This is a genomic window from Streptomyces cyslabdanicus (assembly GCF_052663305.1).
Genome location: NZ_JBQRUW010000032.1, coordinates 39734 through 62709 on the forward strand (window position 1 = coordinate 39734; position 22976 = coordinate 62709).

A 22976-nucleotide genomic window follows, 5' to 3' on the forward strand; every position below is an offset into this window, starting at 1 on the left:
CATGTCCGCGAACCGAGAAAACGTCCGCGAGGAAAACGGCCGACCCGCACGAGAAGTTCCCGCGCGAACCGCTGTCCCGTCAAAATCCGCTGGTCAAGCGCGCGTTGTGCAGCCGGGGCCGGGCGGCGGGCGCGGTGACAGGTCAACGGGCGCCGTACAGCTCCTCGTAGGCCGGCCACTCTCCACCCGGTCCGGTCACCGCCTCGGCGGCCCGCACCGCGCGGACGATCGCGCGGGTCACCTGGTCCGCGCCCGCCGCGAGGATCTCGTTCAGGGCGAGCGGGGAACCGGGGTCGAGCGGACGCGCCCCCGTGGCCAGAGCGAACACCGTGTCGCCGTCGTTGAGCAGGTGCACCGGACGTACGGCGCGCGCGATGCCGTCGTGCGCCGTGCCGGCCAGCTTCTGTGCCTGTGCCTTGGTCAGGTCCGCGTCGGTGGCGACCACCGCCAGGGTGGTGTTCAGCGGGGGCGGCGCGTTCCGCGCGGCGGCCTCCGTGAGGCGCCGCCGCGCGGCCTCGTGCACCCGCGCGTCGGGCCACTCCACCCGTCCCTGGAACAACTCCCCGTACAGCACCCCCGTTTCCGGATCGACTGCCGACCCCACCGCGTTGGCCACCACCAGCGCGGCCACCGTGACACCCGAGTCGAGCACCGTGCTCGCCGTGCCGACCCCGCCCTTGAGCGGCCCCACGGCCGCTCCGGTTCCGGCGCCCACACACCCCTCGGGCACCCGCCCGCCCACCTCGCTCGCCGCGGCGGCCTCGACCGCGGCACGCCCGGTGGCCGCGTCCGGCCGGGCCCGGAAGTCACCGCCGCGCCCCAGGTCGAACACGCAGGCAGCGGGTACGACCGGTACGACGTGCGAAGGGTCAGGCCCGACGCGGACCCCGCGCCTCCGCTCCTCCAGCCAGGCCATCACCCCCGAGGCGGCGTCCAGCCCGTAGGCGCTGCCGCCGGTCAGGACGACCGCCTCCACCGTCCGCACCAGGTTGCGCGGATCCAGGGCGTCGGTCTCCTTGGTTCCGGGGCCGCCGCCGCGCACCTCCACGGCGGCCACGGCGCCGCCCTCCGGTGCGAGCACGACCGTCGTGCCGGTGAGCCAACCGCCGTCCGTGCGCGTCGCATGTCCCACCCGCACGCCTTCGACGTCCGTCAGAGCGTCCACTGTCATGGGGGCCAGTCTCCCGGGTACGGCGGGGACCACGGGTCTCTCGCGGGTCCCTTCATGCGTCATGGGCCTGTGCGGAGGACGGAACGGCGTGAAACGTCACGCCGCCTGCCGCGGACCGTACCCTTGAGGCATGAGTACCACCCCCGAGTCCGCCCCCGAGTCGATCCCCGAGTCCGCCCCCGAACCGTGCGACCCGAAGTCCGCGCTGATCTTCGACGACCCGCTGAACCAGCAGTCCATGGACGACACCGACCGCGGGTGGGGCGAGCGCACGGACGGCGACGCCGCCGCCGATCTCAAGCGCTTCCTGGACGAGAAGCCGCCTCACCACCTCTGAGGCGCACGGGCCCGCCGGACCGTGAACGCTACTGCTCGCCGTATTCGGAACGGCGCCGGGCGACCAGCTCGTCGCGGATCTCCTTGAGCACCTCCAGCTCGGTCACCTCCACCACCTCCTGCGTGCCCTCCCCGGCCTTCTTCCGCTCCTCTTGGCGGGCCAGGAACTTCGCCATGGGCAGGACCATCAGGAAGTAGACCACCGCGGCGGTTATCAGGAACTGCAGAGCGGCGCCGAGGACCGAACCCCACATGATCCGGATGCCCTGATCGCCGTTGCAGGTGACGCTCAGGCACGAGCTGTAATGGTCGAGGTTCTTGGTTCCGATCGCTCCGACGACCGGACTGATCACCCCCTTCACCACCGCGTTGACGATGTTGGTGAAGGCGGCGCCGACGACCACCGCCACTGCCAGATCGACGACGTTCCCGCGCATCAAGAAGGCTTTGAAGCCCTGCCAGAGACTCGGGTCCTTCTTGTCGCTCACCTGCGGGCCCTCCTTGGACAAGCAACTGCAACGTGCGGAACGAACAGCTCCGCAACCTACGGCTCACCAGAGGGTCACCGCCAGCCTGGCCGTGGCGCTCGCCCCGGCCAGCCCCGCCGCGGTGGAGCGCGGCACCGACAGCGCGACCAGCGCCCCGCTCCCGACCACGTCGTCCACGGGCTCCGGGATCCTGGCCACCCGGACTCCGTGTGCGACCACCCGGGCCTGCCCGCCCGTCGCCGGATCCTCCGCCGCGATCACGTCGACCCGGTCGCCGGGGCGCAGCAGCCGGACCGTGGCCGCGTCCGCGATGCGCACGGGCACGATCACCGTGCGCAGCTCATCCGCATCGCGGCGTCCGGCGGCCCGGTCGGCCCGGTCGGTCCGGTCGGCTCTGTCGGCCGGCGCGGGCTGTCCGCCGGCCGCTCCGCCGCCCGGCGGGTCCGGAGCGTCCCGTGGGCCCGCCGCCACGAGCGCGGCCGCGGTGACGGCGAGCCCGGCCGCCACCGCGCGCCCCCGGTGCCGTACGAGCCGGTGCAGTCCGTACCTCCCGCCGCGCACGCGCACCGGCGCGAAGTGCGGTACCTCACACGTGGCCGGGGCGTCCGCACCGGGCGCGTACGGAGAGGACCGCGTGAGGGACGCCTGGGGAACAGGGACGGCAGAGGGCGCCGGGAAAGGGGAGGACGAAGACGGCACGGACATGCGGACCACCACCAGCGACGGGGAATTTCGGCTTGCCACGCCCACGATGAGGCATCGCGCCGCCGCCCGCCGGAGCCCGTGTGCTACCCGCCGGTTGTGGACAACTCCCTCACCCGAAGGAGTAGTTCCGCCCCGCTACGGCAGCGCGAACCCAGGGTCCATCCCGCCCAGCGCACCGGCGCACAGGCAGTCCCGCTGCTCGGTCGAGGGCAGCGCGGCCACCGCGTCGAACAGAACGCCCCGCAGCCGCTCCACGTTGGCCGCGAACACCCGCAGCACCTCCTCGTGCGAGACGCCCTCGCCGGTCTCCGCGCCCGCGTCCAGGTCGGTGACCAGCGTCAGCGAGGTGTAGCAGAGCTCCAGTTCACGGGCGAGCGCCGCCTCGGGGTGGCCGGTCATGCCCACCACCGACCAGCCCTGCGCCTGGTGCCACAACGACTCGGCCCGGGTCGAGAAGCGGGGCCCCTCCACCACGACGAGGGTGCCGCCGTCCACCGCCTCCCAGTCCTGCCCGCGTGCCGCCTTCAGCGCGGCCGTGCGGCCCACCGGGCAGTACGGGTCGGCCATCGAGACGTGCACGACGTTCGGCACCGTGCCGTCGGGGCGCGGCAGCCCGTCGAAGTAGGTCTGCGCCCGGGACTTCGTACGGTCGACGAACTGGTCGGGCACCAGCAGCGTGCCCGGCCCGTACTCGGGGCGCAGCCCGCCCACCGCGCAGGGCCCGAGCACCTGGCGCACACCCACGGAGCGCAGCGCCCACAGGTTGGCCCGGTAGTTGATGCGGTGCGGCGGGAGGTGGTGGCCCCGGCCGTGCCGGGGCAGGAAGGCGACCCGCCGGCCGGCGACCTCACCGAGGAAGAGGGAGTCGCTGGGCGCCCCGTACGGCGTGTCCACCTGGACCTCGGTCACGTCCTCGAGGAACGAGTAGAAGCCGGAACCGCCGATGACACCGATCTCTGCGTTCGCCATGACCAGCACACTAGCGCCCGCTCGCACACGGAGAACCCCTGCCCGCACACACGCCGAGGACCCCACCGTCCCACGACGGAGGGGTCCCGGAAGAAAGGCGTCAGGCGGCGGAGCTGCCGGCCGAGCTCGTGGACGTCGAGGACGACCCCGACGACGACGAACCGGAGGACGAGGACGAGCCGGAGGACGACCCGGACGACGAGGAAGAGGAGCTCGACGACTTCGACGACGACGCCGGGCTGCTGCTCGACGAGGAGCCGCGGCTGTCGTTGCGGTAGAAGCCGGATCCCTTGAAGACAATGCCGACCGCGGAGAACACCTTCTTCAGGCGGCCACCGCAACCCGGGCACTCGGTGAGCGCGTCGTCGGTGAACTTCTGCACCGCCTCGAGGCCCTCGCCGCACTCGGTGCACTGGTACTGATAGGTGGGCACTGTCTTCCTCCTGGCACTCTCACTCGATGAGTGCTAACGACGGTCCATAGTGACGTATTCCCGAGGATCAGTCCACTGTCACGTGGGCGCGGTGACCGACGCCACGTGCGACCGTGCGGCCCTGCGGCCGGGCCGCGAGCCGCGACCTGAGCGCCACCAGGGTGAGAAACGCGAGCACCGTGCCCGCCATCGGCACCAGGAAACCGGCGCCGCCCCACAGGCGGTCCTCCAGCTGTCCGGCGACGGTGACCGCCGCCGCCTGGCCGAGCGCGATCGCGCCCGTGAGCCAGGTGAACGCCTCGGTGCGGGCGCCGGCCGGGACCAGGCTCTCCACCAGGGTGTAGCCGGTGATCAGGGCGGGGGCGATGCACATGCCCACCAGGAGGCCGAGCGCAGCGAGGAGCGGAACCGAGTGCGCGGTCCACAGCGCGGACGAGGCCAGCGCCAGGGCGGTGTAGCCGACGAGGAGGCGGTGCTGCGGGGCGACCTTCCAGGCGATGGCGCCGCAGACGACGCCGGAGAGCATGTTGCCCGCGGCGAAGGTGCCGTACAGCACGCCGTTGAGGCCGGGCGACCCGATCGACTCGGTGAACGCGGCCAGCGAGACCTGCATGCCGCCGAAGACCGATCCGATGCCCAGGAAGGTGGCGATCAGCACCCGCACCCCGGGGACGCGCAGGGCGGAGGCGTGCTCGACGCGCGCGTGCCCGCGGCCGCCGACGGACGGCTGGGTGCGCTTCTGCGCGGCGAACAGCAGACCGCCGACCAGGGTCAGCCCGGCCTCCGTGACCAGTCCGGCGGCCGGTGCGACCGTCGTGCACAGAGCGGTCGCCAGGAGGGGGCCGACGACGAACGTCAGCTCGTCGGTGACGGACTCGAAGGCGGCCGCGGTGGTCATCAGCGGCGAGTCCTTGAGCGTCACGCCCCAGCGGGCCCGCACCATCGGGCCGACCTGCGGCACCGAGGCGCCCGTCGGCACGGCCGCCGCGAACAGCGCCCACAGGGGGGCGTGCGCCAGGGCGAGCGCGGTCAGGGTCAGCCCTGCCAGGGTGTGCGTCAGAACGCCGGGGACCAGCACCGCGCGCTGCCCGTAGCGGTCGGCGAGACGTCCGCTGTACGGCGCGAACAGTGCCATGGAGACGCCGGTGACGGCGGCGGCGGCGCCGGCCGCGCCGTAGGAGCCGGTGGTGTGCTGCACCAGCAGCACGATGGAGATGGTGAGCATCGCGAACGGCTGGCGCGCGGCGAAACCGGGGAGCAGGAACGTCCAGGCGCCGCGGGTGCGCAGCAGCTGCCCGTATCCCGGGCGGGAGGATTCCGTCGCGGTCCGCGCCGGTTCGGTGCTGGTGACCGTGGATCCCACGGCCCGTGCCTTTCTGCCGCCTGGTAGCGCGGACCCGGGCGTGTGGGCGCGCCGAGAGCTGTCCTCTTGCGCGGACTGCGGTAGATGCCGACGCCCGCTGAGGGGGCTACCCGGCCGCCATACGGTCGCGCCAGCTCTGCGTCAGGCAGAGTTGGTTCGATCAGGGTGCGCCCTCATCGTACAGGGGCGCGGGAAGCCCCCTCTCATCCGCGGCTGCCGGCCCCCGCTCCGTCGGCGCCCAGCCAGCCGGCGAGCTTGCCGCCCCGGCCGACCGCGCGCAGGCGCTTTTCGGCCGCCTCCCGGACCGGGTCGGTGGCGACCACGAGGAGTTCGTCGCCGTGCCGCAGGGTGGTGGTCGGCAGCGGCACGAACGACTTGCCCTCGCGGACGACCAGGGTGACCGCGGACCCGGAGGGCAGCCGCAGCTCGTTGATCTCCACGCCGTGCATCCGCGACCCGCCGGGGATGACGACGGACAGCAGATGGCCGCGCAGCCGCTCCAGGGGCGCCGACTCGATGCCGAGGTCGGCGGCCTCCTCGCCGGAGCCCAGCCGCAGCTTGCGGGCGAGCCAGGGCAGGGTCGGCCCCTGCACGAGGGTGTAGACGACGACCAGGACGAAGACGATGTTGAAGATGCGGTGGGTGGCGTCGACCCCGTTCACCATGGGGATCGTCGCCAGGATGACGGGCACGGCGCCGCGCAGTCCGGCCCAGGACATCAGGGTCTGCTCCTGCCACGGCACCCGGAACGGCAGCAGGCTGGCCACCACGCCCAGCGGGCGCGCGACCACGGTCAGCACCAGTCCGATGACGAGGGCGGGCAGGACGTCGTCGAGCAGTTCGTGCGGGGTGACCAGCAGGCCGAGCATGACGAACATGCCGATCTGGGCGATCCAGCCGAGCCCTTCGGCGAAGCCGCGGGTGGCGGGCCAGTGCGGCAGTTTGGCGTTGCCGAGCAGCACCGACGCGAGGTAGACGGCGAGGAAGCCGCTGCCGTGGGCCAGCGCGCCAGCCGCGTACGCCGTGACGGCGATGGCCATGACGGCGATCGGGTAGAGGCCGGAGGCGGGCAGCGCCACGTGCCGCAGCCCCCAGGAGCCGAGCCAGCCCACCGCCAGGCCGATGGCCGCGCCGATCGCCAGCTCCAGAGCTATCTCGCCGATCAGGACGTACCAGTGCTCGATCGGTCCCGCGGTGGAGAAGGCGACGACCAGGATGACCACCGGGGCGTCGTTGAAGCCGGACTCGGCCTCCAGTGTGCCCTTCACGCGCGCGGGGAGGGGGACCTTGCGCAGCACCGAGAAGACGGCCGCCGCGTCCGTGGAGGACACCACCGCGCCGATGATGAGCGACTGGCGCCATCCCAGGCCGCTGAGGTAGTGGGCGGCGGCCGCGGTGACGCCGACGCTCACGGCGACGCCGACGACGGCCAGGGCGGTGGCGGCCGGAAGGACCGGCTTGATCTCCTTCCACTTCGTACCGAGACCGCCCTCGGCGAGGATCACGACGAGGGCCGCGTAGCCGATGACCTGGGTCAGTTCGGCGTTGGTGAAGCGGACGCCGCCGAGCCCGTCCGAGCCCATGACGACGCCGATCCCCAGGTAGACGAGCAGGCTGGGGAGCCCGCTGCGCGAGGAGACCCGGACCGCCGCGACCGCGACGAGGAGGACGACCGAGCAGGCGAGCAGGAGCTGGTTGAGGTGGTGAACAGTCAGCAGCGGTTCCTTCCGCGAGTTCCCGGTTTACTTCGTTACCTTACCTAACTCTTGACGCTTTCTTGACGCGTCCCGTGAGGAGAATGGGGGCGTCCCACCGCCGCTGGACCCGACTCCGCGTCAAGTGCTACCGGGCCCTGCGCCTATGGTTGCTCCAGCGCTCATTCGAAGTCACAGCCCGACCTGCCGCTCGCGTTAGGACAGCAAGGACAGCGATGCCCCCGAACACCACCGCCTCAACGGGTGACAAGGCCGGCAAGTCCGGCAGGAAGAAGGGGCGAAAAGCCCGCTTGGCCGTGCTTGTCCTGGTGATGGCTCTCATCGGCGGCACCGCCTACGGCGCCTACTGGTCCGTCAGTACCGTGCGCGCCTCCTTCCCGCAGACCACGGGCACCCTCACGCTGCAGGGCCTGTCGGGGCCCGTCGACGTCAAACGCGACGGCTACGGCATCCCGCAGGTCTACGCCTCCAGCGCGGATGACCTGTTCATGGCGCAGGGCTTCGTCCAGGCGCAGGACCGGTTCTACGAGATGGACGTGCGCCGGCACATGACGTCCGGGCGCCTGTCGGAGATGTTCGGCAAGGGCCAGCTCAAGAACGACGAGTTCCTGCGCACGCTGGGCTGGGACCGGGTCGCCCAGCAGGAGTACGACAAGACGCTGTCGGCCTCCACGAAGAAGTACCTCCAGGCGTACACCCAGGGCGTCAACGCCTACCTCAAGGGGCGGGCGGCCAAGGACATCTCCCTGGAGTACGCGGCGCTGGGCTTCGCCAACGACTACAAGCCCGGGCCGTGGACGCCGGTCGACTCGATCGCCTGGCTGAAGGCGATGGCGTGGGACCTGCGCGGCAACATGCAGGACGAGATCGACCGGGCCCTGATGACCAGCCGCCTCGGCCCCAAGCAGATCAAGGACCTGTACCCGGACTACCCGTACAGCAGGAACAAGCCGATCGTCAGCGAGGGCCAGTACAACGAGCTCGCTCAGGCGTTCGAAGCGAGCGGCGGCACGTCGGACACGAGCGGCGGCACCTCCACCGGTACGGGTACCGGCACCGGCATCTCCACGGACACGGGCACGGGCATCGCGACCGACCCGACGGGCACCGGCGGCGACGGCGGCACCGCGACGGACGTGTCGAACGCCTCGGACACGGGTGACGGCTCCGGTGTGCAGAGCCAGCTGATGGGCCTCTACGACGTCCTGGACGGCCTTCCGACGGCCGTCGGCGTCAACGGCAACGGCATCGGCTCCAACTCCTGGGTCGTCTCCGGGCAGTACACGATCACCGGCAAGCCGCTGCTCGCCAACGACCCGCACCTGTCGGCCTCGCTGCCCTCGGTCTGGTACCAGATGGGCCTGCACTGCCGCGAACTCTCCAAGGCGTGCCCGTACGACGTCACCGGCTACACCTTCGCGGGCATGCCCGGTGTGATCATCGGCCACAACCAGGACATCGCCTGGGGCATGACCAACTCCGGCGTCGACGTCACGGACCTGTACCTGGAGAAGCTCAGCGGCAACGGCTACCTGCGCGACAACAAGACGGTGCCGTTCAAGACCCGCGAGGAGACCATCAAGGTCGCCGGCGGCACGTCCAAGACGATCGTCGTGCGCGAGACCGACGACGGAATGCCCCTGCTGTCCGACCGCTCCGACGAACTGAGGACGGTCGGCAAGAAGGCCGCGGTCACCACCGCGGCGCCCGACCGCGGCGACGGCTACGCGATCGCCCTGAAGTGGACGGCGCTGGAGCCGGGCACCACCATGGACGCCGTCTTCGCCATCGACAGCGCGAAGGACTGGAGCTCCTTCCGGTCGGCCGCGGAGCTGTTCGACGTGCCCTCGCAGAACCTGGTCTACGCCGACACCAAGGGCAACATCGGCTACACGCTGCCCGGCCGCATCCCCACGCGCGCGAAGGACGACGACGGCTCCGTCCCGTCGCCGGGCTGGGACTCCCACTACGACTGGACCGGCTACATCAAGCCGCAGGAACTGCCCTACGAGTACAACCCCAAGCGCGGTTACATCGTCACCGCCAACCAGGCCGTCGTCGACCCGAAGACCTACCCCTACACGCTCACCACGGACTGGGGCTACGGCACGCGCAGCCGGCGGATCACCGACCTGATCCAGCAGAAGATCGACGGCGGCGGCAAGATCTCCACCGACGACATGCGCCAGATGCAGATGGACAACAGCAGCGCGATCGCCAACCTGCTGGTGCCCAAGCTGCTGAACATCGACATCGGCGACAAGGACGTCCGCCAGGCGCAGAAGCTGCTGGAGGGCTGGGACCGCACGCAGGACGCCGACTCGGCCGCCGCCGCGTACTTCAACGCCGTGTGGCGCAACATCCTCAAGCTGTCCTTCGGCAACAAGCTGCCCAAGGAACTGCGGGTCAAGGGGCAGTGCCTGTGGGTGGAGCCGGCCGGCAACACGGGCCCCGCCGACGAGAACCAGAAGGTCCGAGAGTGCGGTGAGCGCGACGCCGACCAGGCGCAGCCGGACGGCGGCGACCGCTGGTTCGAGGTGGTCCGGGCGCTCGTCGACAAGCCGGACAGCGACTGGTGGAAGACCCCGGCGTCCGGTACCCGCCCGAAGGCGGACAACCGTGACGAGCTGTTCAAGCGCGCCATGATCGACGCCCGCTGGGAGCTGACCGCCAAGCTCGGCAAGGACATCGACACCTGGAGCTGGGGCCGGCTGCACCGCCTGTTCCTGAAGAACCAGACCCTGGGCACCGAGGGACCCGGCGTCCTGAAGTACGTCCTCAACCGTGGGCCCTGGAAGCTGAGCGGTGGCGAGGCCGCGGTCAACGCCTCCGGCTGGAACGCCGCCGGCGGCTACGGGGTGGTGTGGGTGCCGTCGATGCGGATGGTGGTCAACCTCGCCGACCTCGACAAGTCCAAGTGGATCAACCTCAGCGGCGCCTCCGGGCACGCCTTCAGCGCCCACTACACCGACCAGACGGGCAAGTGGGCCAAGGGCGAACTGCTCTCGTGGTCCTTCTCGCCGAACGCGGTCGACAAGAGTGCGCACGACACGCTGGTGCTCAAGCCGTGAGCCGCTGAGGCCACCACGGCGGCGAAGGCCCTCCACGCACGCGTGGAGGGCCTTCGCCGTACCCGGGGCCGTAGCCGTGCGCGTCAGGTGAAGCGGCGTACCCCCGAAGGTGTCACCACGGCCTGCACCGGCCGGTCGTGGGGCTCCTCGGGGACGTGCTCGACGATCTCCGTGTCGTACAGCAGGATCACGAGGGCGGGATGCGCCCGCGCCGCCTCCAGGCGGGCCAGGACGCGGTCGTAGGACCCTCCGCCGCGTCCCAGGCGCATCCCGCGCGCGTCGACGGCGAGGCCGGGCAGCAGGACCACGTCGGCGTCCGTCACGGCGTCCGGGCCGAGGCGCTCCCCGGCCGGCTCGAACAGCGCCATCCTCCCGCCGTGCTGCACGCGCGCGAGGGAGCCCTCCCCGGTGTACGCGCCCCAGTCCAGGTCGTTGTCGGGCAGCAGTGCGGGCAGCAGCACACGCGCGCCCCGCGCCCGCAACGCGTCGAGCAGCGGAGGGGTTCCCGGTTCGGTGCCCACGGAGACGTACGCGGCGATCGTGCGCGCCCCGGTCAGCTCGGGCAGCTCAAGGGCGCGCTCCGCCAGCGCGTGCGCCGCCTCCCGCACTTCATCCACGGTCAACGTCTTCCTCACCGTGAGGATTTCTCGTCGCAAGGTGCGCTTGGCAGGTTCGGCACCGCGTCCGGTGTGGCTCACTGATCCCTCCGTACCCTTCCTTATGCCGGTATGTCTGCTCATATGAGAGTCAATTAACCGGACAGGCAGATTCCGCGCAAAGGCAGCGGATAAGGTTGCGGCCATGACACAGGCGCACCCCAGGATCAGCAAGGCTGTCATTCCCGCGGCAGGTCTTGGCACCCGGTTCCTGCCGGCCACCAAGGCCACTCCCAAGGAGATGCTGCCGGTCGTCGACAAGCCGGCGATCCAGTACGTGGTCGAGGAGGCCGTCTCCGCGGGTCTCGACGACGTCCTCATGGTGACCGGCCGCAACAAGCGGCCGCTGGAGGACCACTTCGACCGCAACTACGAGCTGGAGTCGGCCCTGGAGAAGAAGGGCGACGGCGAGCGGCTCGCCAAAGTGCAGGAGTCCAGCGACCTCGCGACGATCCACTACGTGCGCCAGGGCGACCCCAGGGGCCTGGGCCACGCCGTGCTCTGTGCGGCCCCGCACGTGGGCAGCGAGCCCTTCGCCGTGCTGCTCGGCGACGACCTGATCGACCCGCGCGACCCGCTGCTCCAGCGGATGATCGACGTCCAGGAGACCCACGGCGGCAGCGTGATCGCCCTCATGGAGGTCGCGCCCGAGCAGATCCACCTCTACGGCTGCGCGGCCGTGGAGGCCACCGGGGACGGCGACGTCGTCCGGGTGACCGGCCTGGTCGAGAAGCCCGACGCGGCGCAGGCACCCTCCAACTACGCGATCATCGGCCGTTACGTCCTCGACCCCCACATCTTCGAGATACTCCGCAAGACCGAGCCCGGTCGCGGCGGCGAGATCCAGCTCACCGACGCCCTTCAGCACCTCGCTGAGGCGTACGCCTCGGCGGCCACCGACGAGCAGCGGGCCGGCGGCCCGGTGCACGGCGTCGTCTTCAAGGGCCGCCGCTACGACACCGGTGACCGCGGCGACTATCTGCGTGCCATTGTCAGGCTCGCGTGCGAACGTGAAGACCTGGGCCCGGACTTCAGGGCCTGGCTTCAGCGGTACGTAGCCGAGGAGATGTAACGAGTTGAGCAGCGCCGAGCCCCGCACCGCCGGCCCGGACCACCTGTGGTCGGTGGACGAGCACCTGGAGGACGTCCTCACCACCGTCCGCCCCCTGGAACCCATCGAGCTGCAACTGCTCGACGCCCAGGGCTGTGTCCTGGTCGACGACGTCACGGTGCCGCTCTCCCTGCCGCCGTTCGACAACAGCTCCATGGACGGCTACGCGGTACGGGTCACGGACGTCTCGGGCGCGAGCGAGGAGGCCCCGGCCGTCCTGGAGGTCGTCGGGGACGTCGCGGCGGGCGCGGCCGGACTGCTCCGGGTGGGCCCGGGACAGGCCGCGCGGATCATGACCGGTGCCCCGCTGCCGCCCGGCGCCGAGGCGGTGGTCCCCGTGGAGTGGACCGACGGCGGGCTCGGCGAGGGCCCGGTGAGCGCCATGCGCGCCCGCAGCCTCGCTCCCGAGGGTGCCGACGGGCACGTACGCGTGTACCGGCCGGCCGAGGCACGCGCGCACGTACGCGCGAAGGGCAGCGACGTGGAAGAGGGCGAGCGGGCCCTGCGGGCCGGTACGGTCCTCGGGCCGCCGCAGATCGCGCTGCTCGCCGCGATCGGCCGCGGCACCGTCCTGGTGCGTCCGCGCCCGCGCGTGGTGGTGATGTCCACCGGCAGCGAACTCGTCCAGCCCGACGAGCAGCTCGGCGACAGCCAGATCTACGACTCCAACAGCTTCGCCCTGACTGCGGCCGCCCGGGACGCGGGCGCCATCGCCTACCGGGTGGGCGCCGTCGCCGACGACGCCGACACCCTGCGGTCCACCATCGAGGACCAGCTCGTCCGCGCAGACCTGCTGGTCACCACCGGCGGGGTGAGCGTGGGGGCGTACGACGTCGTCAAGGAGGCGCTGTCCCACGTGGGGGACGAGGACGAGCCGGGCAGCGGCGTGGAGTTCCGCAAGCTCGCCATGCAGCCCGGCAAGCCACAGGGCTTCGGGACCGTCGGCGCCGACCACGTCCCGCTGCTGGCCCTGCCCGGCAACCCGGTGTCGTCGTACGTCTCCTTCGAGCTGTTCGTCCGGCCCGCCATCCGCACCCTGATGGGCCTTCAGGACGTCCACCGGCCGACCGTGCGCGCGACGCTCGCCGCGGACCGTGCGCTGAGCTCGCCGAAGGGACGCAGGCAGTTCCTGCGCGGGGCGTACGCCGACGGCGCCGTCAGGCCCGTGGGAGGCGCCGGATCCCATCTGGTCGCGGCCCTCGCGCAGGCCGACTCGCTCATCGTCGTCCCCGAGGACACCGAGTCCGTCGAGCCCGGCGCGAAGGTCGAGGTGGTCCTGCTCGGCTGAGCCGTGCGGGGTGGCGGTACCGTGTCGCGCACAACAGGCCCGTGCGCCGCACGGCGGCGGGCCCGGACCGGGAGCTCCACACGATCATGACTGTGCCTTCCCGGGGGGAGACCCCCGGACCCCCAGCGCCGGACCGGCTGACGCACATCGACGACGCGGGCGCCGCCCGCATGGTCGACGTCTCCGGCAAGGACGTGACCGCGCGCACCGCCCGCGCCAGCGGCCGCGTCCTCGTCTCGCCCCGCGTGGTCGAGCTGCTGCGCGGTGAGGGAGTGCCCAAGGGCGACGCCCTCGCCACCGCGCGGATCGCCGGGATCATGGGCGCCAAGCGCACCCCGGACCTCGTCCCGCTGTGCCACCCGCTGTCGGTGTCGGGTGTGAGACTGGAACTGTCGGTCGCGGACGACGCCGTGGAGATCGAGGCCACCGTGAGGACCACGGACCGCACGGGCGTCGAGATGGAGGCGCTCACCGCGGTGTCCGTCGCCGCGCTCACCGTGATCGACATGGTCAAGGCGGTCGACAAGGGAGCGGTCATCACGGACGTACGGGTGGAGGAGAAGACGGGCGGCACGTCGGGCGACTGGAGCCGGGCATGACGCTGGACGCATCGGCCGGAGGCGCGCTGCTCGCGCCGTACAGCGCCCTGGTGGTCACGGTCTCCAACCGGGCCGCCGCCGGGGTCTACGAGGACACCGGCGGTCCGCTGGTAGCCGACGGCCTCAGGCGCGCCGGCTTCGCCGTCGACGGGCCGCAGGTCGTACCGGACGGAGACCCGGTGGAGGCCGCGCTGCGCGCCGCCGTCGAGGCCGGGTACGACGCCGTCGTCACCACCGGCGGCACGGGCGTCTCGCCCACCGACCGCACGCCCGAGGCGACCCGCCGGGTGATCGAGACCGAGGTGCCGGGCATCGCGGAGGCCATCCGGGCGTTCGGCATGCGCAAGGTGCCGACCGCGGCGCTGTCCCGCGGGCTGGCCGGAGTGGCCGAAGGGACGCTGATCGTCAACCTGCCGGGCTCGACGGGCGGCGTGAAGGACGGACTGGCCGTCCTGGAACCCCTGTTGGCGCACGCCGTCGACCAGCTGCGCGGCGGCGACCACGTCAGACGCGGCACCGGTAGTGGGGGTGCGTGCTGAACAGCCCATCCTGGCCCGTCGTGCTGGCGGAGGGCGATGTCGTCCTCCGGCCGATAAGGCTGCGCGATCAGCGGGCCTGGCGCGAGGTGAACCGGCGCAACCGGGACTGGCTCAGGCCCTGGGAGGCGACCATACCGCCGCCCACGCCCAGCGGGCCCATCACGCACCGGCCGACCTACCGGCAGATGGTGCGCCACCTCAGGTCCGAGGCGCACGCGGGCCGGATGCTGCCGTTCGTCATCGAGTACCAGGGGCGGCTGGTCGGGCAGTTGACGGTCGCCGGGATCACCTGGGGCTCGATGTGCTCGGGCCACGTCGGCTACTGGGTCGACGAGTCGGTGGCCGGCCGCGGGGTGATGCCGACGGCCGTGGCGATGGTCGTGGACCACTGTTTCCGCACCGTCGGACTGCACCGCATCGAGGTCTGCATTCGGCCCGAGAACGGGCCGAGCCGGCGGGTGGTGGAGAAACTCGGATTCCGCGAGGAGGGCCTGCGGCCGCGTTATCTCCACATCGACGGCGCCTGGCGGGACCACATGGTGTTCGCGCTCACCGCGGAAGAGGTGCCCGAAGGGCTGCTGGACCGCTGGCGCCGGACCCGTGCCCTGCGGGCGCGGAAGGAGAATCCCACCTCCCCCGGAAATTGAATAAATGTTCGAAATTGATCGGCGGGTGATCCGCACCGGACCCGCTCGCGATCGTCCGGGTGGCATTGAATTCGCGTCCTTGACGTCCTGCTGATCACATCGGTCGCAAAAAAAGTTCGAAATATCAGCCAGATCGTGCGACACACCGGCGCAATTGGCAGATGGCCTCATGCAAACCCCTCTACCGTGTGAGGCGTGAGCAGCAGCGGCCTCATCTACGCAGTCATTGTCGGGGCCTGGGCCGCCTACTTGGTGCCGATGTGGCTCCGTAGGCAGGACGAGCTGAACGAGGCCCGTCCGACGGAACGCTTCAGCACCGCCATCCGGTTCCTGTCCGGACGGGCGGGGATGGAGCGCCGGTACGCCAGGGACCTCAGGTCGCGCTCCGCCGAGGAGGGGGAGCGCGCCGACGCGGCGCCGGACGTCGCCACCGACTCGGTGGACGTCCGGTCCTTCGCCATGCCCCCGAACCGGTCGCCGGAGCGGAAGCAACCGCCGGTACGGGACGAGCGGAAGCGGCCTCCGGCGCGGGACGAGGGGGAGCAACCGCCGGTACGGGACGAGCGGGAGCCGGTGCGCGGCCCCGACGAGCGCGACCGGGCCGGGAAGCCGGCCGCCCGCGTCGCGTCCCCGGCGGCGTCCCCCGCGGCGGCCCCGTCCGCCGAAGCGTCCGCGCGTCCGCGGGTCCCCGCGGCCCGGCGGACGCCCCACGCGGAGGCGTCCGCGGCGCGTGCCCGGCGCTCCAAGGTCCTCGCCCGCCGCAGGCGCACCACCGTCATCCTCTTCCTCGCCTTCACCCTCGGCGCGATCGTCGCCGCGGTCGGCGGGCTCACCTTCCTGTGGGCGCCCGGCGTGCCCGCCGTGCTGCTCAGCGCGTACATCGCGTACCTGCGCTCCCAGGAGCGGCACCGCTTCGCCTACCAGATGGACCGCCGCCGCGCCGAGGTCGCCGCGCAGCGGCTGCGCGAGAGCCGCCGCCAGCCGCGCCGGCGCACGCCCCTGGACCCCGCCGCGGACGAGCCGGACGCGGGGCCCGAACCGGAGACGGACCCGGGCCTGACCGCCCTCGCCGCGGACCGGCGTGCCCTGGTCGAGCAGACCGACCACGCGGAGTGGCTCGACCAGCAGCGCGAGCGTCAGCGCCGCCCCGGCCAGGGCGACAGCTGGGACCCGGTTCCGGTGCCGCTGCCCACCTACGTCACCGCCCCGGTCGCCCCGCGGGCCACCTCCGACGTGGACCTCGGCGCGCCGGACACCTGGAGCTCGGCGCGGTCGTCCGCCGCCGTGCCGGAGCAGGAGGCGGCGGCCCCGGCCGCGGCCGACCCCGAGCCGCCGGCCGAGGACCGGCCCGCCGCCGACGGCCGCACCGACGCCCGCCGCGCCGCCTCGGCCCGCCGCTCCCGCGAGCGCGGCCGCACCCCGCTCTTCGACCAGTACGAGGACGGCGGCCGCCCCCGCGCGGCCAACGAGTGACCCGCACCCCCTGACCAGCCCGGGAACGGATTACCAACCACCCGCGCGGGGATGCTAGAGTTTCACTCGTTGCAAGGGCCTGTGGCGCAGTCCGGTAGCGCACCTCGTTCGCATCGAGGGGGCCAGGGGTTCAAATCCCCTCAGGTCCACGCAGCTCAAAGCCCCGGTCGGGAAACCGACCGGGGCTTTGACGTGTCGTGCGTCAGGACCGAAGCGGCTTCGCCAGGCAGATGCTCGAGTCGTACGCGCGGTAGTAGCCGAACTTCGTGCATGGCTCGTAGCCGCTGGAGGCGTACAGGGCTACGGCCTCCGGCTGCTGGTCGCCGGTCTCCAGGACCATGCGGAGGCGCCCGGCGGCGCGGGCGTCGTCCTCCAGGACGGCGAGGACGCGGCGGGCCAGACCACGGCCGCGCATCGACTCGGTCACGTACATCCGCTTGAGTTCGGCGTCGCCGTCCTCGTTGCCCTCGGCGTTCTTGTCCTGGCTGCGCCAGCCGCCCGTGGCGACGGGGGTGCCGTCCTCGGCATAGGCGATCAGGTACAGGCCGTTCGGGGGTCGGAAGTCGGCCGCGTCGAGGGGCGTGGCGTCGCCGCCGTCGCCGTAGCGGACGTGGTACTCGGCCTGGACCTCGTCGTTCAGCTTGACAGCGTCGGGGTGGTCGAAGGGCACGGGGCGGATGTTCATGTGGGAACCGTCTGTCGATGCGGGTGTCGGGGCAGGTGACCTCCGGAAAGGCCTCGTCCAGTGTGCCGGTAGGGTGCCTGGGTGCTGACTGTGACCTCCGTCAATGTGAATGGGCTGCGCGCCGCCGCCAAGAAGGGCTTCGTGGAGTGGCTCGCGGAGACCGGGGCCGACGTGCTGTGCCTCCAGGAGGTGCGGGCCGAGCCGCACCAGTTGCCGGAGCACGTCCGCACGCCGGACGGCTGGCACGTCGTGCACGTCCCGGCCGCCGCCAAGGGCCGCGCCGGCGTCTCCCTCTACACCCGCCGTGAACCCGACCGGGTCCGGGTCGGGTTCGGGTCGGCCGAGTTCGACGGCAGCGGGCGCTACGTCGAGGCCGACCTGCCCGGTGTCACGGTCGCCAGCCTGTACCTGCCCTCCGGCGAGGTCGGCACCGAGCGGCAGGACGAGAAGGTCCGGTTCATGGATGAGTTCCTCGCCCATCTCAGGGAGTTGCGCCAACGGGCCGCCGCCGACGGGCGCGAGGTGCTCGTCTGCGGCGACTGGAACATCGCCCACCGGCAGGCCGACCTCAAGAACTGGCGCGGCAACACCAAGAAGTCCGGCTTCCTCCCGGAGGAGCGGGAGTGGCTGAGCACGGTCTTCGCTCCCGAGGCCGGCGGGTACGTCGACGTCGTGCGCACACTGCACCCCGACGGCGAGGGGCCGTACACCTGGTGGTCCTACCGGGGGCGGGCTTTCGACCACGACACGGGGTGGAGGATCGACCTCCACGCGGCCACGCCCGGGCTCGCCGCCAAGGCCGTCAAGGGGTACGTGGAGCGCGCGGCCACGCATGCCCAGCGGTGGTCCGACCATGCCCCGGTGACAGTCGTGTACGACCTCTAGGGGCCGGCCGCTACGCCTGCTTGCGCAGCCGCCGGTCCAGGGCCATCGACACTTCCGCCTCCACCACGCTCTTGGCCAGCGGGCGCAGTCGCTTCAGGTCGTCCTCGGGGGCGTGACGCAGGATCAGGTCGGTGAAGAGTTCGGCGAGGGCGTCGGCGTGTTCGCGGACGCGGCGGCCGGCTGCGAGGACGTCGGCGAGGGGGATGCCCTCGCGGACCAGGGCGGCGGAGACGTCCAGCAGACGGCGGCTGATGTGCACGAGGTCGTCGCCGTCGGTGCCCAGGTAGCCGAGTTCCATGGCGGCGGCCAGGTTCTCGGCGGTGACCTCGCCCGCGAAGTGGTCGGCGAGTTCCTCGGGGGTCAGGCGGACCGGGGTCTCCTCGGTGGGGGCGCCGAGGCCCAGCAGGTCGCCGACGTCGCGGCCGTGGTCGAAGGCCTCGGCCAGTTCGGCGATGCCGTTCAGCGTGTGGCCGCGTTCCAGCAGTGCCGAGATCGTGCGAAGGCGGGCCAGATGGTGGTCGTCGTACCAGGCGATGCGGCCCTCGCGACGCGGCGGCGGGATCAGTTTGCGCTCGCGGTAGAAGCGCAGGGTGCGCACGGTGATCCCGGCCCGCCGGGCCAGCTCCTCCATGCGGTACTCGCGTCGGTCGCCGCGTGCTCCACCGTCTCCTGCCACGGGAGCAGCCTATGTTGTACCGGCGGTAACTTTTCCTCGGTCGCACCCCTACCGATCGGTACGGACCTCCTCTACCCTCCCCATTGCGCCAGTGTTCACTGGCAGAGTCGCTGAAGGCTGAAACGCGGGTCGCTGTACGCGAGTTCATGGGAGGGGCGCTCAATGGCCGAGCACGAGCACGAGCACGAGCACGAGCATGAGCACGAGCATGAGCACGAGGACCGGCATGTACGGGTGGCGGTGATCGGGTCCGGCTTCGGCGGACTGGGCGCCGCGGTGCGGCTGCGCCGGGAGGGGATCACCGACTTCGTCGTGCTGGAGCGGGCCGGCGGCGTCGGCGGCACCTGGCGCGACAACAGCTATCCGGGGTGCGCCTGCGACGTGCCCTCGCACCTGTACTCGTTCTCGTTCGCGCCCAACCCCGACTGGCCGCGCACCTTTTCCGGGCAGGAGCACATCCGCGCCTACCTGGAGCACGTCGCGGACGTCTTCGGTCTCCGCCCGCACCTGCGGTTCCACTCCGAGGTCACGAGGATGGCCTGGGACGCGGACAAGCTGCGCTGGGACATCGAGACCACCGGCGGGAACCTGTCGGCCGACGTCGTGGTCAGCGCGACCGGCCCGCTGTCCGAACCGAAGGTCCCGGACATACCGGGGCTCGACTCCTTCCCCGGTAAGGTCTTCCACTCCGCCCGCTGGGACCACGACCACGACCTCGCGGGCAAGCGGGTCGCCGTGGTCGGCACCGGAGCCTCCGCGATCCAGATCGTGCCGTCCATCCAGCCCGAGGTCGCCCGGCTCACTCTCTTCCAGCGCACCCCGCCGTGGGTGATGCCCCGCGTCGACCGCGAGATCAGCGGCGTCGAGCGCCGGATGCACCGCGCCCTGCCGCTGACCGCGCGACTGCGCCGCGGAGTGCTGTGGGGCATCCGGGAGATGCAGGTCCAGGCGTTCACCAGGCATCCGGGCCAACTCGGCTTCGTGGAGCAGCTCGCCAAGCGCAACATGGCCCGCGCCATCAAGGACCCGGACCTGCGCGCCAGGCTCACCCCCGACTACCGCATCGGCTGCAAGCGGATACTGCTGTCCAGCACGTACTATCCGGCCCTCGCGCAGGACAACGTGGACGTCGTCGCCAGTGGACTGAGCGAGGTCCGCGGGTCGACCGTCGTCGCCGCCGACGGCACCGAGGCCGAGGTGGACGCGATCGTCCTCGGCACCGGCTTCCACGTCACCGACATGCCGATCGCGGAGCGGGTGGTCGGCGCGGACGGCCGTACGCTCGCCGAGAGTTGGAAGAACGGCATGGCGGCGCTGCGCGGGGCGTCCGCGGCCGGCTTCCCGAACTGGATGACGATCATCGGCCCCAACACCGGCCTCGGGAACTCCTCGATGATCCTGATGATCGAGTCCCAGCTGAACTACCTGGCCGACTACCTGCGTCAACTGCACGTCCTCGGCGGCCGGGCCGCCCTCGACGCCCGCCCCAGCGCCGTGAACGCCTGGAACCGCAAGGTGCAGGAGCGTATGAGGCGCACGGTGTGGAACACCGGCGGCTGCACCAGCTGGTACCTGGACGCGAGCGGCCGCAACACCACCGTCTGGCCCGGTACGACCACCGAGTTCCGGCAGGCCACACGGCGGGTGGATCTCGCGGAGTACCAGATACTCCGGGCGCCCGGAGCCAAGGGCGCGGCGGGCCGGACCCCGGCGCGGCGGCCCGCGGAGGTGGACGCGTGAGCCGTCCCGCCCGCCGGACGGCCCAGGGCCGCCCGGAAGACGACGCCGCCCCGGATCCGTACGCCCCTCCCGTCCCCGCCCGCGAACTCACCGCCGTCTCCGCCGACGGCGCCCGGCTGCACGTCGAGGTGCACGGGCCGGTGGACGACCCCGCTGTCCCGGCCGTCCTCCTCGCCCACGGCTGGACCTGCTCCACCGCCTTCTGGGCCGCGCAGATCCGGGACCTGGCCGCCGACCACCGCGTCATCGCCTACGACCAGCGCGGCCACGGACGCAGCCCGGCGAGCCGGAGATACAGCACCGACGCGCTCGCCGACGATCTGGAGGCGGTGCTCGCGGCGACGCTCGCGCCCGGTGAGAAGGCCGTGATCGTGGGCCACTCGATGGGCGGGATGACGGTGATGGCCGCGGCCGGCCGACCCGGATTCCAGGAGCACGCGGCGGCCGTCCTGCTGTGCAGCACGGGCAGTTCACGGCTGGTCGTCCGGTCGACCGTCGTACCGATCCGGGCCGGCCGGCCGCGCACCTGGCTGACCCGGCGCGTCCTGGGCTCCCGGGCACCGCTCGGGCCGGTCACTCCGCTCGCCCGGCGGATCCTCAAGTACGTCACGATGGGCCCCGGTTCGACCCCGCACATGGTCGAGGCGTGCGCGCGGATCGTGCACGCCTGCCCGCGCCGGGTGCGCCACGCCTGGTCGCAGGTGCTGGAGCGGCTCGATCTCGACCGCCAGGTAAGGCAGTTGAGGCTCCCGGTGGCGGTGGTCGCGGGCACGGCCGACCGGCTGACCCCGCCGGAGCACGCGCGGGCGCTGGCCGCCGCGCTGCCCGACTGCCTGGGCCTGACCGAGCTGCCGGGCCTCGGCCACATGACGCCGGTGGAGGCACCCGGGACGGTCACCGGGAGGATCCGGGAACTCGCGTCCGGCCGGATCACCGGCCAGAGCACCGGCGGGGTCACCGGCCAAGTCCCCGCCCAAGTCCCCGGCCGGGGAGGCGGCCAGGACGCCGGTCGGGGAAGCGGCCTGGACGCCGGTCGGGGAAGCGCACACGAGCAGCACGACGACGCACGGATCGGGGAGGGCGCGTGAGCAGGGTGAGCCTGGAGGGGAAGGTCGCGGTCGTCACGGGGGCCGCGCGGGGCGTCGGGGAACTGCTCGCCCGCAAACTGTCCGCGCGGGGCGCGAAGATCGCGCTGGTCGGCCTGGAGCCGGAGCTGCTCGAACAGGTCGGCAAGCGGCTGCACGGCGAGAGCGCCCACTGGCACGCCGACGTCACCGACCACGAGGCGATGGCCCGGGTCGCGGCGGAGGTCCAGGAACGGTTCGGCAGGGTCGACATCGTGGTCGCCAACGCCGGTGTGGCGAGCGGTGGTCCGTTCGCCGACTCCGACCCCGACTCCTGGCGGCGGGTGATCGAGGTCAACCTCATCGGATCGGCGGTCACCGGGCGGGCGTTCCTGCCGGCGCTCACCACGAGCCGTGGCTACCTGCTCCAGATCGCCTCGCTCGCCGCCATCACCCCGGCGCCGATGATGACGGCGTACTGCGCCTCCAAGTCCGGTGTGGAGGCGTACGCGCACAGCCTGCGGGCCGAAGTCGGCCACCGGGGCGTGGGGGTGGGCGTCGCCTACCTGTCGTGGACCGACACCGACATGGTGCGCGGGGCCGACCAGGACGACGTCATGCGGGAGTTGAGGCAGCGGCTGCCGTGGCCGGCCGGCCGGACCTATCCGCTGGGACCGGCGGTGGACCGGATCGTGGCCGGCATCGAGCGGCGCTCCGCCCATGTGTACGGGCAGTGGTGGCTGCGCGGGATGCAGGGCGTACGCGGGTGGCTGCCGGGCGTCGTCGGGACCGTGGGGCAGCGGGAGGTACGGCGCTTCGCGGACCGGCTGTCGGGGGTGCGGACCGGGCTGGTCGGGGCGGGTGGGGCGGCCGACGAACGGCACCGGTCGGGACCGGCTACGCACCGTCATTGATCGACATGCGCAGGGTGACCGCCCGTGTGAATCTGGTCGAGGCCGATCCCCTAGCCCACTTGGGGATCCCACTCACCCACACGGGAGTGAACAGCATGGGTATGAAGGACAAGTACCAGGACCCGGCCGAGCAGCGGCAGCAGCAGGGCCGGCAGCGCCCCGGCGAGCGTCCCGGCGAGCGTCCCGGCGAGCGTCCCGGCGAGGGCCGCGGCGAGGGCCGCGAGAAGGCCGGCCAGCGCGGGTCCCAGCCGCGCGAGCGTGGGCGTCACGACGCCCAGGACACGCCGGACGAGATGGAAGACCGTCTCAACCAGGACTACGACCGCTAGCCACGGCCGCTGGTCCGCGTTGTCGCTGCGCTCGGCTTCGGCCGTGACGGCGTGGGGGGGGCCGGGGGGCCCGGGGGACCCACACCCATGTTGTTCGGGGGGGGGGCCCCCCCCCTCCA

General features: G+C 72.1%; 23 protein-coding genes and 1 tRNA gene. 14 read left to right on the forward strand and 10 right to left on the reverse strand.

Annotation, left to right across the window (positions count from 1 at the left end; translation table 11 throughout):
* Positions 1-142: 142 nt before the first annotated feature.
* The gene (locus tag ACTYVM_RS19685; RefSeq protein WP_445527157.1) at positions 143-1171 is read right to left on the reverse strand and encodes a P1 family peptidase; all 1029 of its coding nucleotides are present in this window, start codon (positions 1169-1171) and stop codon (positions 143-145) included.
* A 130-nt stretch (positions 1172-1301) separates the two neighbouring features.
* On the opposite strand from ACTYVM_RS19685, the gene ACTYVM_RS19690 reads away from it, so the two are divergent.
* The gene (locus tag ACTYVM_RS19690; protein ID WP_445527158.1) at positions 1302-1508 is read left to right on the forward strand and encodes a hypothetical protein; all 207 of its coding nucleotides are present in this window, start codon (positions 1302-1304) and stop codon (positions 1506-1508) included.
* 28 nt (positions 1509-1536) lie between these two features.
* On the opposite strand, the gene mscL is transcribed toward ACTYVM_RS19690, so the two are convergent.
* The 6 genes from mscL to ACTYVM_RS19720 form a co-directional block, all read right to left on the reverse strand.
* The gene (mscL, locus tag ACTYVM_RS19695) at positions 1537-1995 is read right to left on the reverse strand and encodes a large conductance mechanosensitive channel protein MscL (RefSeq protein ID WP_445527159.1); all 459 of its coding nucleotides are present in this window, start codon (positions 1993-1995) and stop codon (positions 1537-1539) included.
* Between the two features lie 63 nt (positions 1996-2058).
* Positions 2059-2700: a CpaB family protein gene (locus ACTYVM_RS19700; protein ID WP_445527160.1), complete on the reverse strand. Its 642-nt coding sequence runs from the start codon at positions 2698-2700 to the stop codon at positions 2059-2061.
* A gap of 135 nt (positions 2701-2835) precedes the next feature.
* Positions 2836-3669 carry an S-methyl-5'-thioadenosine phosphorylase gene (locus ACTYVM_RS19705; RefSeq protein WP_445527161.1) on the reverse strand — a complete coding sequence of 278 codons (834 nt, stop codon included), beginning with the start codon at positions 3667-3669 and terminating at the stop codon, positions 2836-2838.
* 100 nt (positions 3670-3769) lie between these two features.
* Positions 3770-4102, reverse strand: coding sequence for an FmdB family zinc ribbon protein (locus tag ACTYVM_RS19710; protein ID WP_445527162.1), 333 nt, complete (start codon positions 4100-4102; stop codon positions 3770-3772).
* A 67-nt stretch (positions 4103-4169) separates the two neighbouring features.
* A complete protein-coding gene (locus tag ACTYVM_RS19715; RefSeq protein WP_445527163.1) occupies positions 4170-5465 on the reverse strand; it encodes an MFS transporter in 1296 nt (431 codons plus the stop codon).
* A gap of 203 nt (positions 5466-5668) precedes the next feature.
* Complete coding sequence (locus tag ACTYVM_RS19720) at positions 5669-7180, reverse strand: potassium/proton antiporter (RefSeq protein WP_445527178.1); 1512 nt, start codon at positions 7178-7180, stop codon at positions 5669-5671.
* A gap of 215 nt (positions 7181-7395) precedes the next feature.
* Between ACTYVM_RS19720 and ACTYVM_RS19725 the strand changes: the two genes are divergently transcribed.
* Positions 7396-10251 carry a penicillin acylase family protein gene (locus ACTYVM_RS19725; RefSeq protein WP_445527164.1) on the forward strand — a complete coding sequence of 952 codons (2856 nt, stop codon included), beginning with the start codon at positions 7396-7398 and terminating at the stop codon, positions 10249-10251.
* An 83-nt stretch (positions 10252-10334) separates the two neighbouring features.
* Here the strand turns inward: ACTYVM_RS19725 and ACTYVM_RS19730 are convergent, their stop codons facing one another.
* Positions 10335-10949 carry a 5-formyltetrahydrofolate cyclo-ligase gene (locus ACTYVM_RS19730; protein WP_445527165.1) on the reverse strand — a complete coding sequence of 205 codons (615 nt, stop codon included), beginning with the start codon at positions 10947-10949 and terminating at the stop codon, positions 10335-10337.
* A gap of 103 nt (positions 10950-11052) precedes the next feature.
* On the opposite strand from ACTYVM_RS19730, the gene galU reads away from it, so the two are divergent.
* The 7 genes from galU (at position 11053) to ACTYVM_RS19765 (ending at position 16713) form a co-directional block, all read left to right on the forward strand.
* Positions 11053-11979 (forward strand): UTP--glucose-1-phosphate uridylyltransferase GalU, encoded by a 927-nt coding sequence (galU, locus tag ACTYVM_RS19735; RefSeq protein ID WP_445527166.1) that lies wholly within the window; start codon positions 11053-11055, stop codon positions 11977-11979.
* Between the two features lie 4 nt (positions 11980-11983).
* Positions 11984-13306 carry a molybdotransferase-like divisome protein Glp gene (glp, locus tag ACTYVM_RS19740; protein ID WP_445527167.1) on the forward strand — a complete coding sequence of 441 codons (1323 nt, stop codon included), beginning with the start codon at positions 11984-11986 and terminating at the stop codon, positions 13304-13306.
* Positions 13307-13392: 86 nt separating this feature from the next.
* On the forward strand, positions 13393-13905 hold the full coding sequence (moaC, locus tag ACTYVM_RS19745) for a cyclic pyranopterin monophosphate synthase MoaC (RefSeq protein ID WP_445527168.1): 513 nt from the start codon (positions 13393-13395) through the stop codon (positions 13903-13905).
* Entirely contained in the window at positions 13902-14444 is a 543-nt protein-coding gene (locus ACTYVM_RS19750; protein WP_445527169.1) for a MogA/MoaB family molybdenum cofactor biosynthesis protein, read from the forward strand. The genes moaC and ACTYVM_RS19750 overlap by 4 nt, the downstream gene beginning before the upstream one ends.
* Positions 14441-15091 (forward strand): GNAT family N-acetyltransferase, encoded by a 651-nt coding sequence (locus ACTYVM_RS19755; RefSeq protein WP_445527179.1) that lies wholly within the window; start codon positions 14441-14443, stop codon positions 15089-15091. Before ACTYVM_RS19750 ends, ACTYVM_RS19755 begins: the two co-directional genes overlap by 4 nt.
* A 195-nt stretch (positions 15092-15286) precedes the next feature.
* Positions 15287-16564 (forward strand): divisome protein SepX/GlpR, encoded by a 1278-nt coding sequence (sepX, locus tag ACTYVM_RS19760; protein ID WP_445527170.1) that lies wholly within the window; start codon positions 15287-15289, stop codon positions 16562-16564.
* A gap of 75 nt (positions 16565-16639) precedes the next feature.
* Positions 16640-16713 (forward strand) — tRNA-Ala (locus ACTYVM_RS19765).
* Positions 16714-16766: 53 nt separating this feature from the next.
* Here ACTYVM_RS19765 and ACTYVM_RS19770 read toward each other — a convergent pair.
* Entirely contained in the window at positions 16767-17249 is a 483-nt protein-coding gene (locus ACTYVM_RS19770) for a GNAT family N-acetyltransferase (RefSeq protein WP_445527171.1), read from the reverse strand.
* Between the two features lie 81 nt (positions 17250-17330).
* Between ACTYVM_RS19770 and ACTYVM_RS19775 the strand changes: the two genes are divergently transcribed.
* Positions 17331-18134 (forward strand): exodeoxyribonuclease III, encoded by an 804-nt coding sequence (locus tag ACTYVM_RS19775; protein WP_445527172.1) that lies wholly within the window; start codon positions 17331-17333, stop codon positions 18132-18134.
* A 10-nt stretch (positions 18135-18144) separates the two neighbouring features.
* Here ACTYVM_RS19775 and ACTYVM_RS19780 read toward each other — a convergent pair whose 3' ends face one another.
* The gene (locus ACTYVM_RS19780) at positions 18145-18765 is read right to left on the reverse strand and encodes a MerR family transcriptional regulator (protein ID WP_445527180.1); all 621 of its coding nucleotides are present in this window, start codon (positions 18763-18765) and stop codon (positions 18145-18147) included.
* Positions 18766-18972: 207 nt separating this feature from the next.
* On the opposite strand from ACTYVM_RS19780, the gene ACTYVM_RS19785 reads away from it, so the two are divergent.
* The 4 genes from ACTYVM_RS19785 (at position 18973) to ACTYVM_RS19800 (ending at position 22857) form a co-directional block, all read left to right on the forward strand.
* A complete protein-coding gene (locus ACTYVM_RS19785; RefSeq protein ID WP_445527173.1) occupies positions 18973-20550 on the forward strand; it encodes a flavin-containing monooxygenase in 1578 nt (525 codons plus the stop codon).
* Entirely contained in the window at positions 20547-21638 is a 1092-nt protein-coding gene (locus ACTYVM_RS19790) for an alpha/beta fold hydrolase (protein ID WP_445527174.1), read from the forward strand. Before ACTYVM_RS19785 ends, ACTYVM_RS19790 begins: the two co-directional genes overlap by 4 nt.
* On the forward strand, positions 21635-22528 hold the full coding sequence (locus ACTYVM_RS19795; RefSeq protein ID WP_445527175.1) for an SDR family oxidoreductase: 894 nt from the start codon (positions 21635-21637) through the stop codon (positions 22526-22528). The genes ACTYVM_RS19790 and ACTYVM_RS19795 overlap by 4 nt, the downstream gene beginning before the upstream one ends.
* A 95-nt stretch (positions 22529-22623) precedes the next feature.
* A complete protein-coding gene (locus tag ACTYVM_RS19800; RefSeq protein WP_445527176.1) occupies positions 22624-22857 on the forward strand; it encodes a hypothetical protein in 234 nt (77 codons plus the stop codon).
* Positions 22858-22976: the final 119 nt, after the last annotated feature.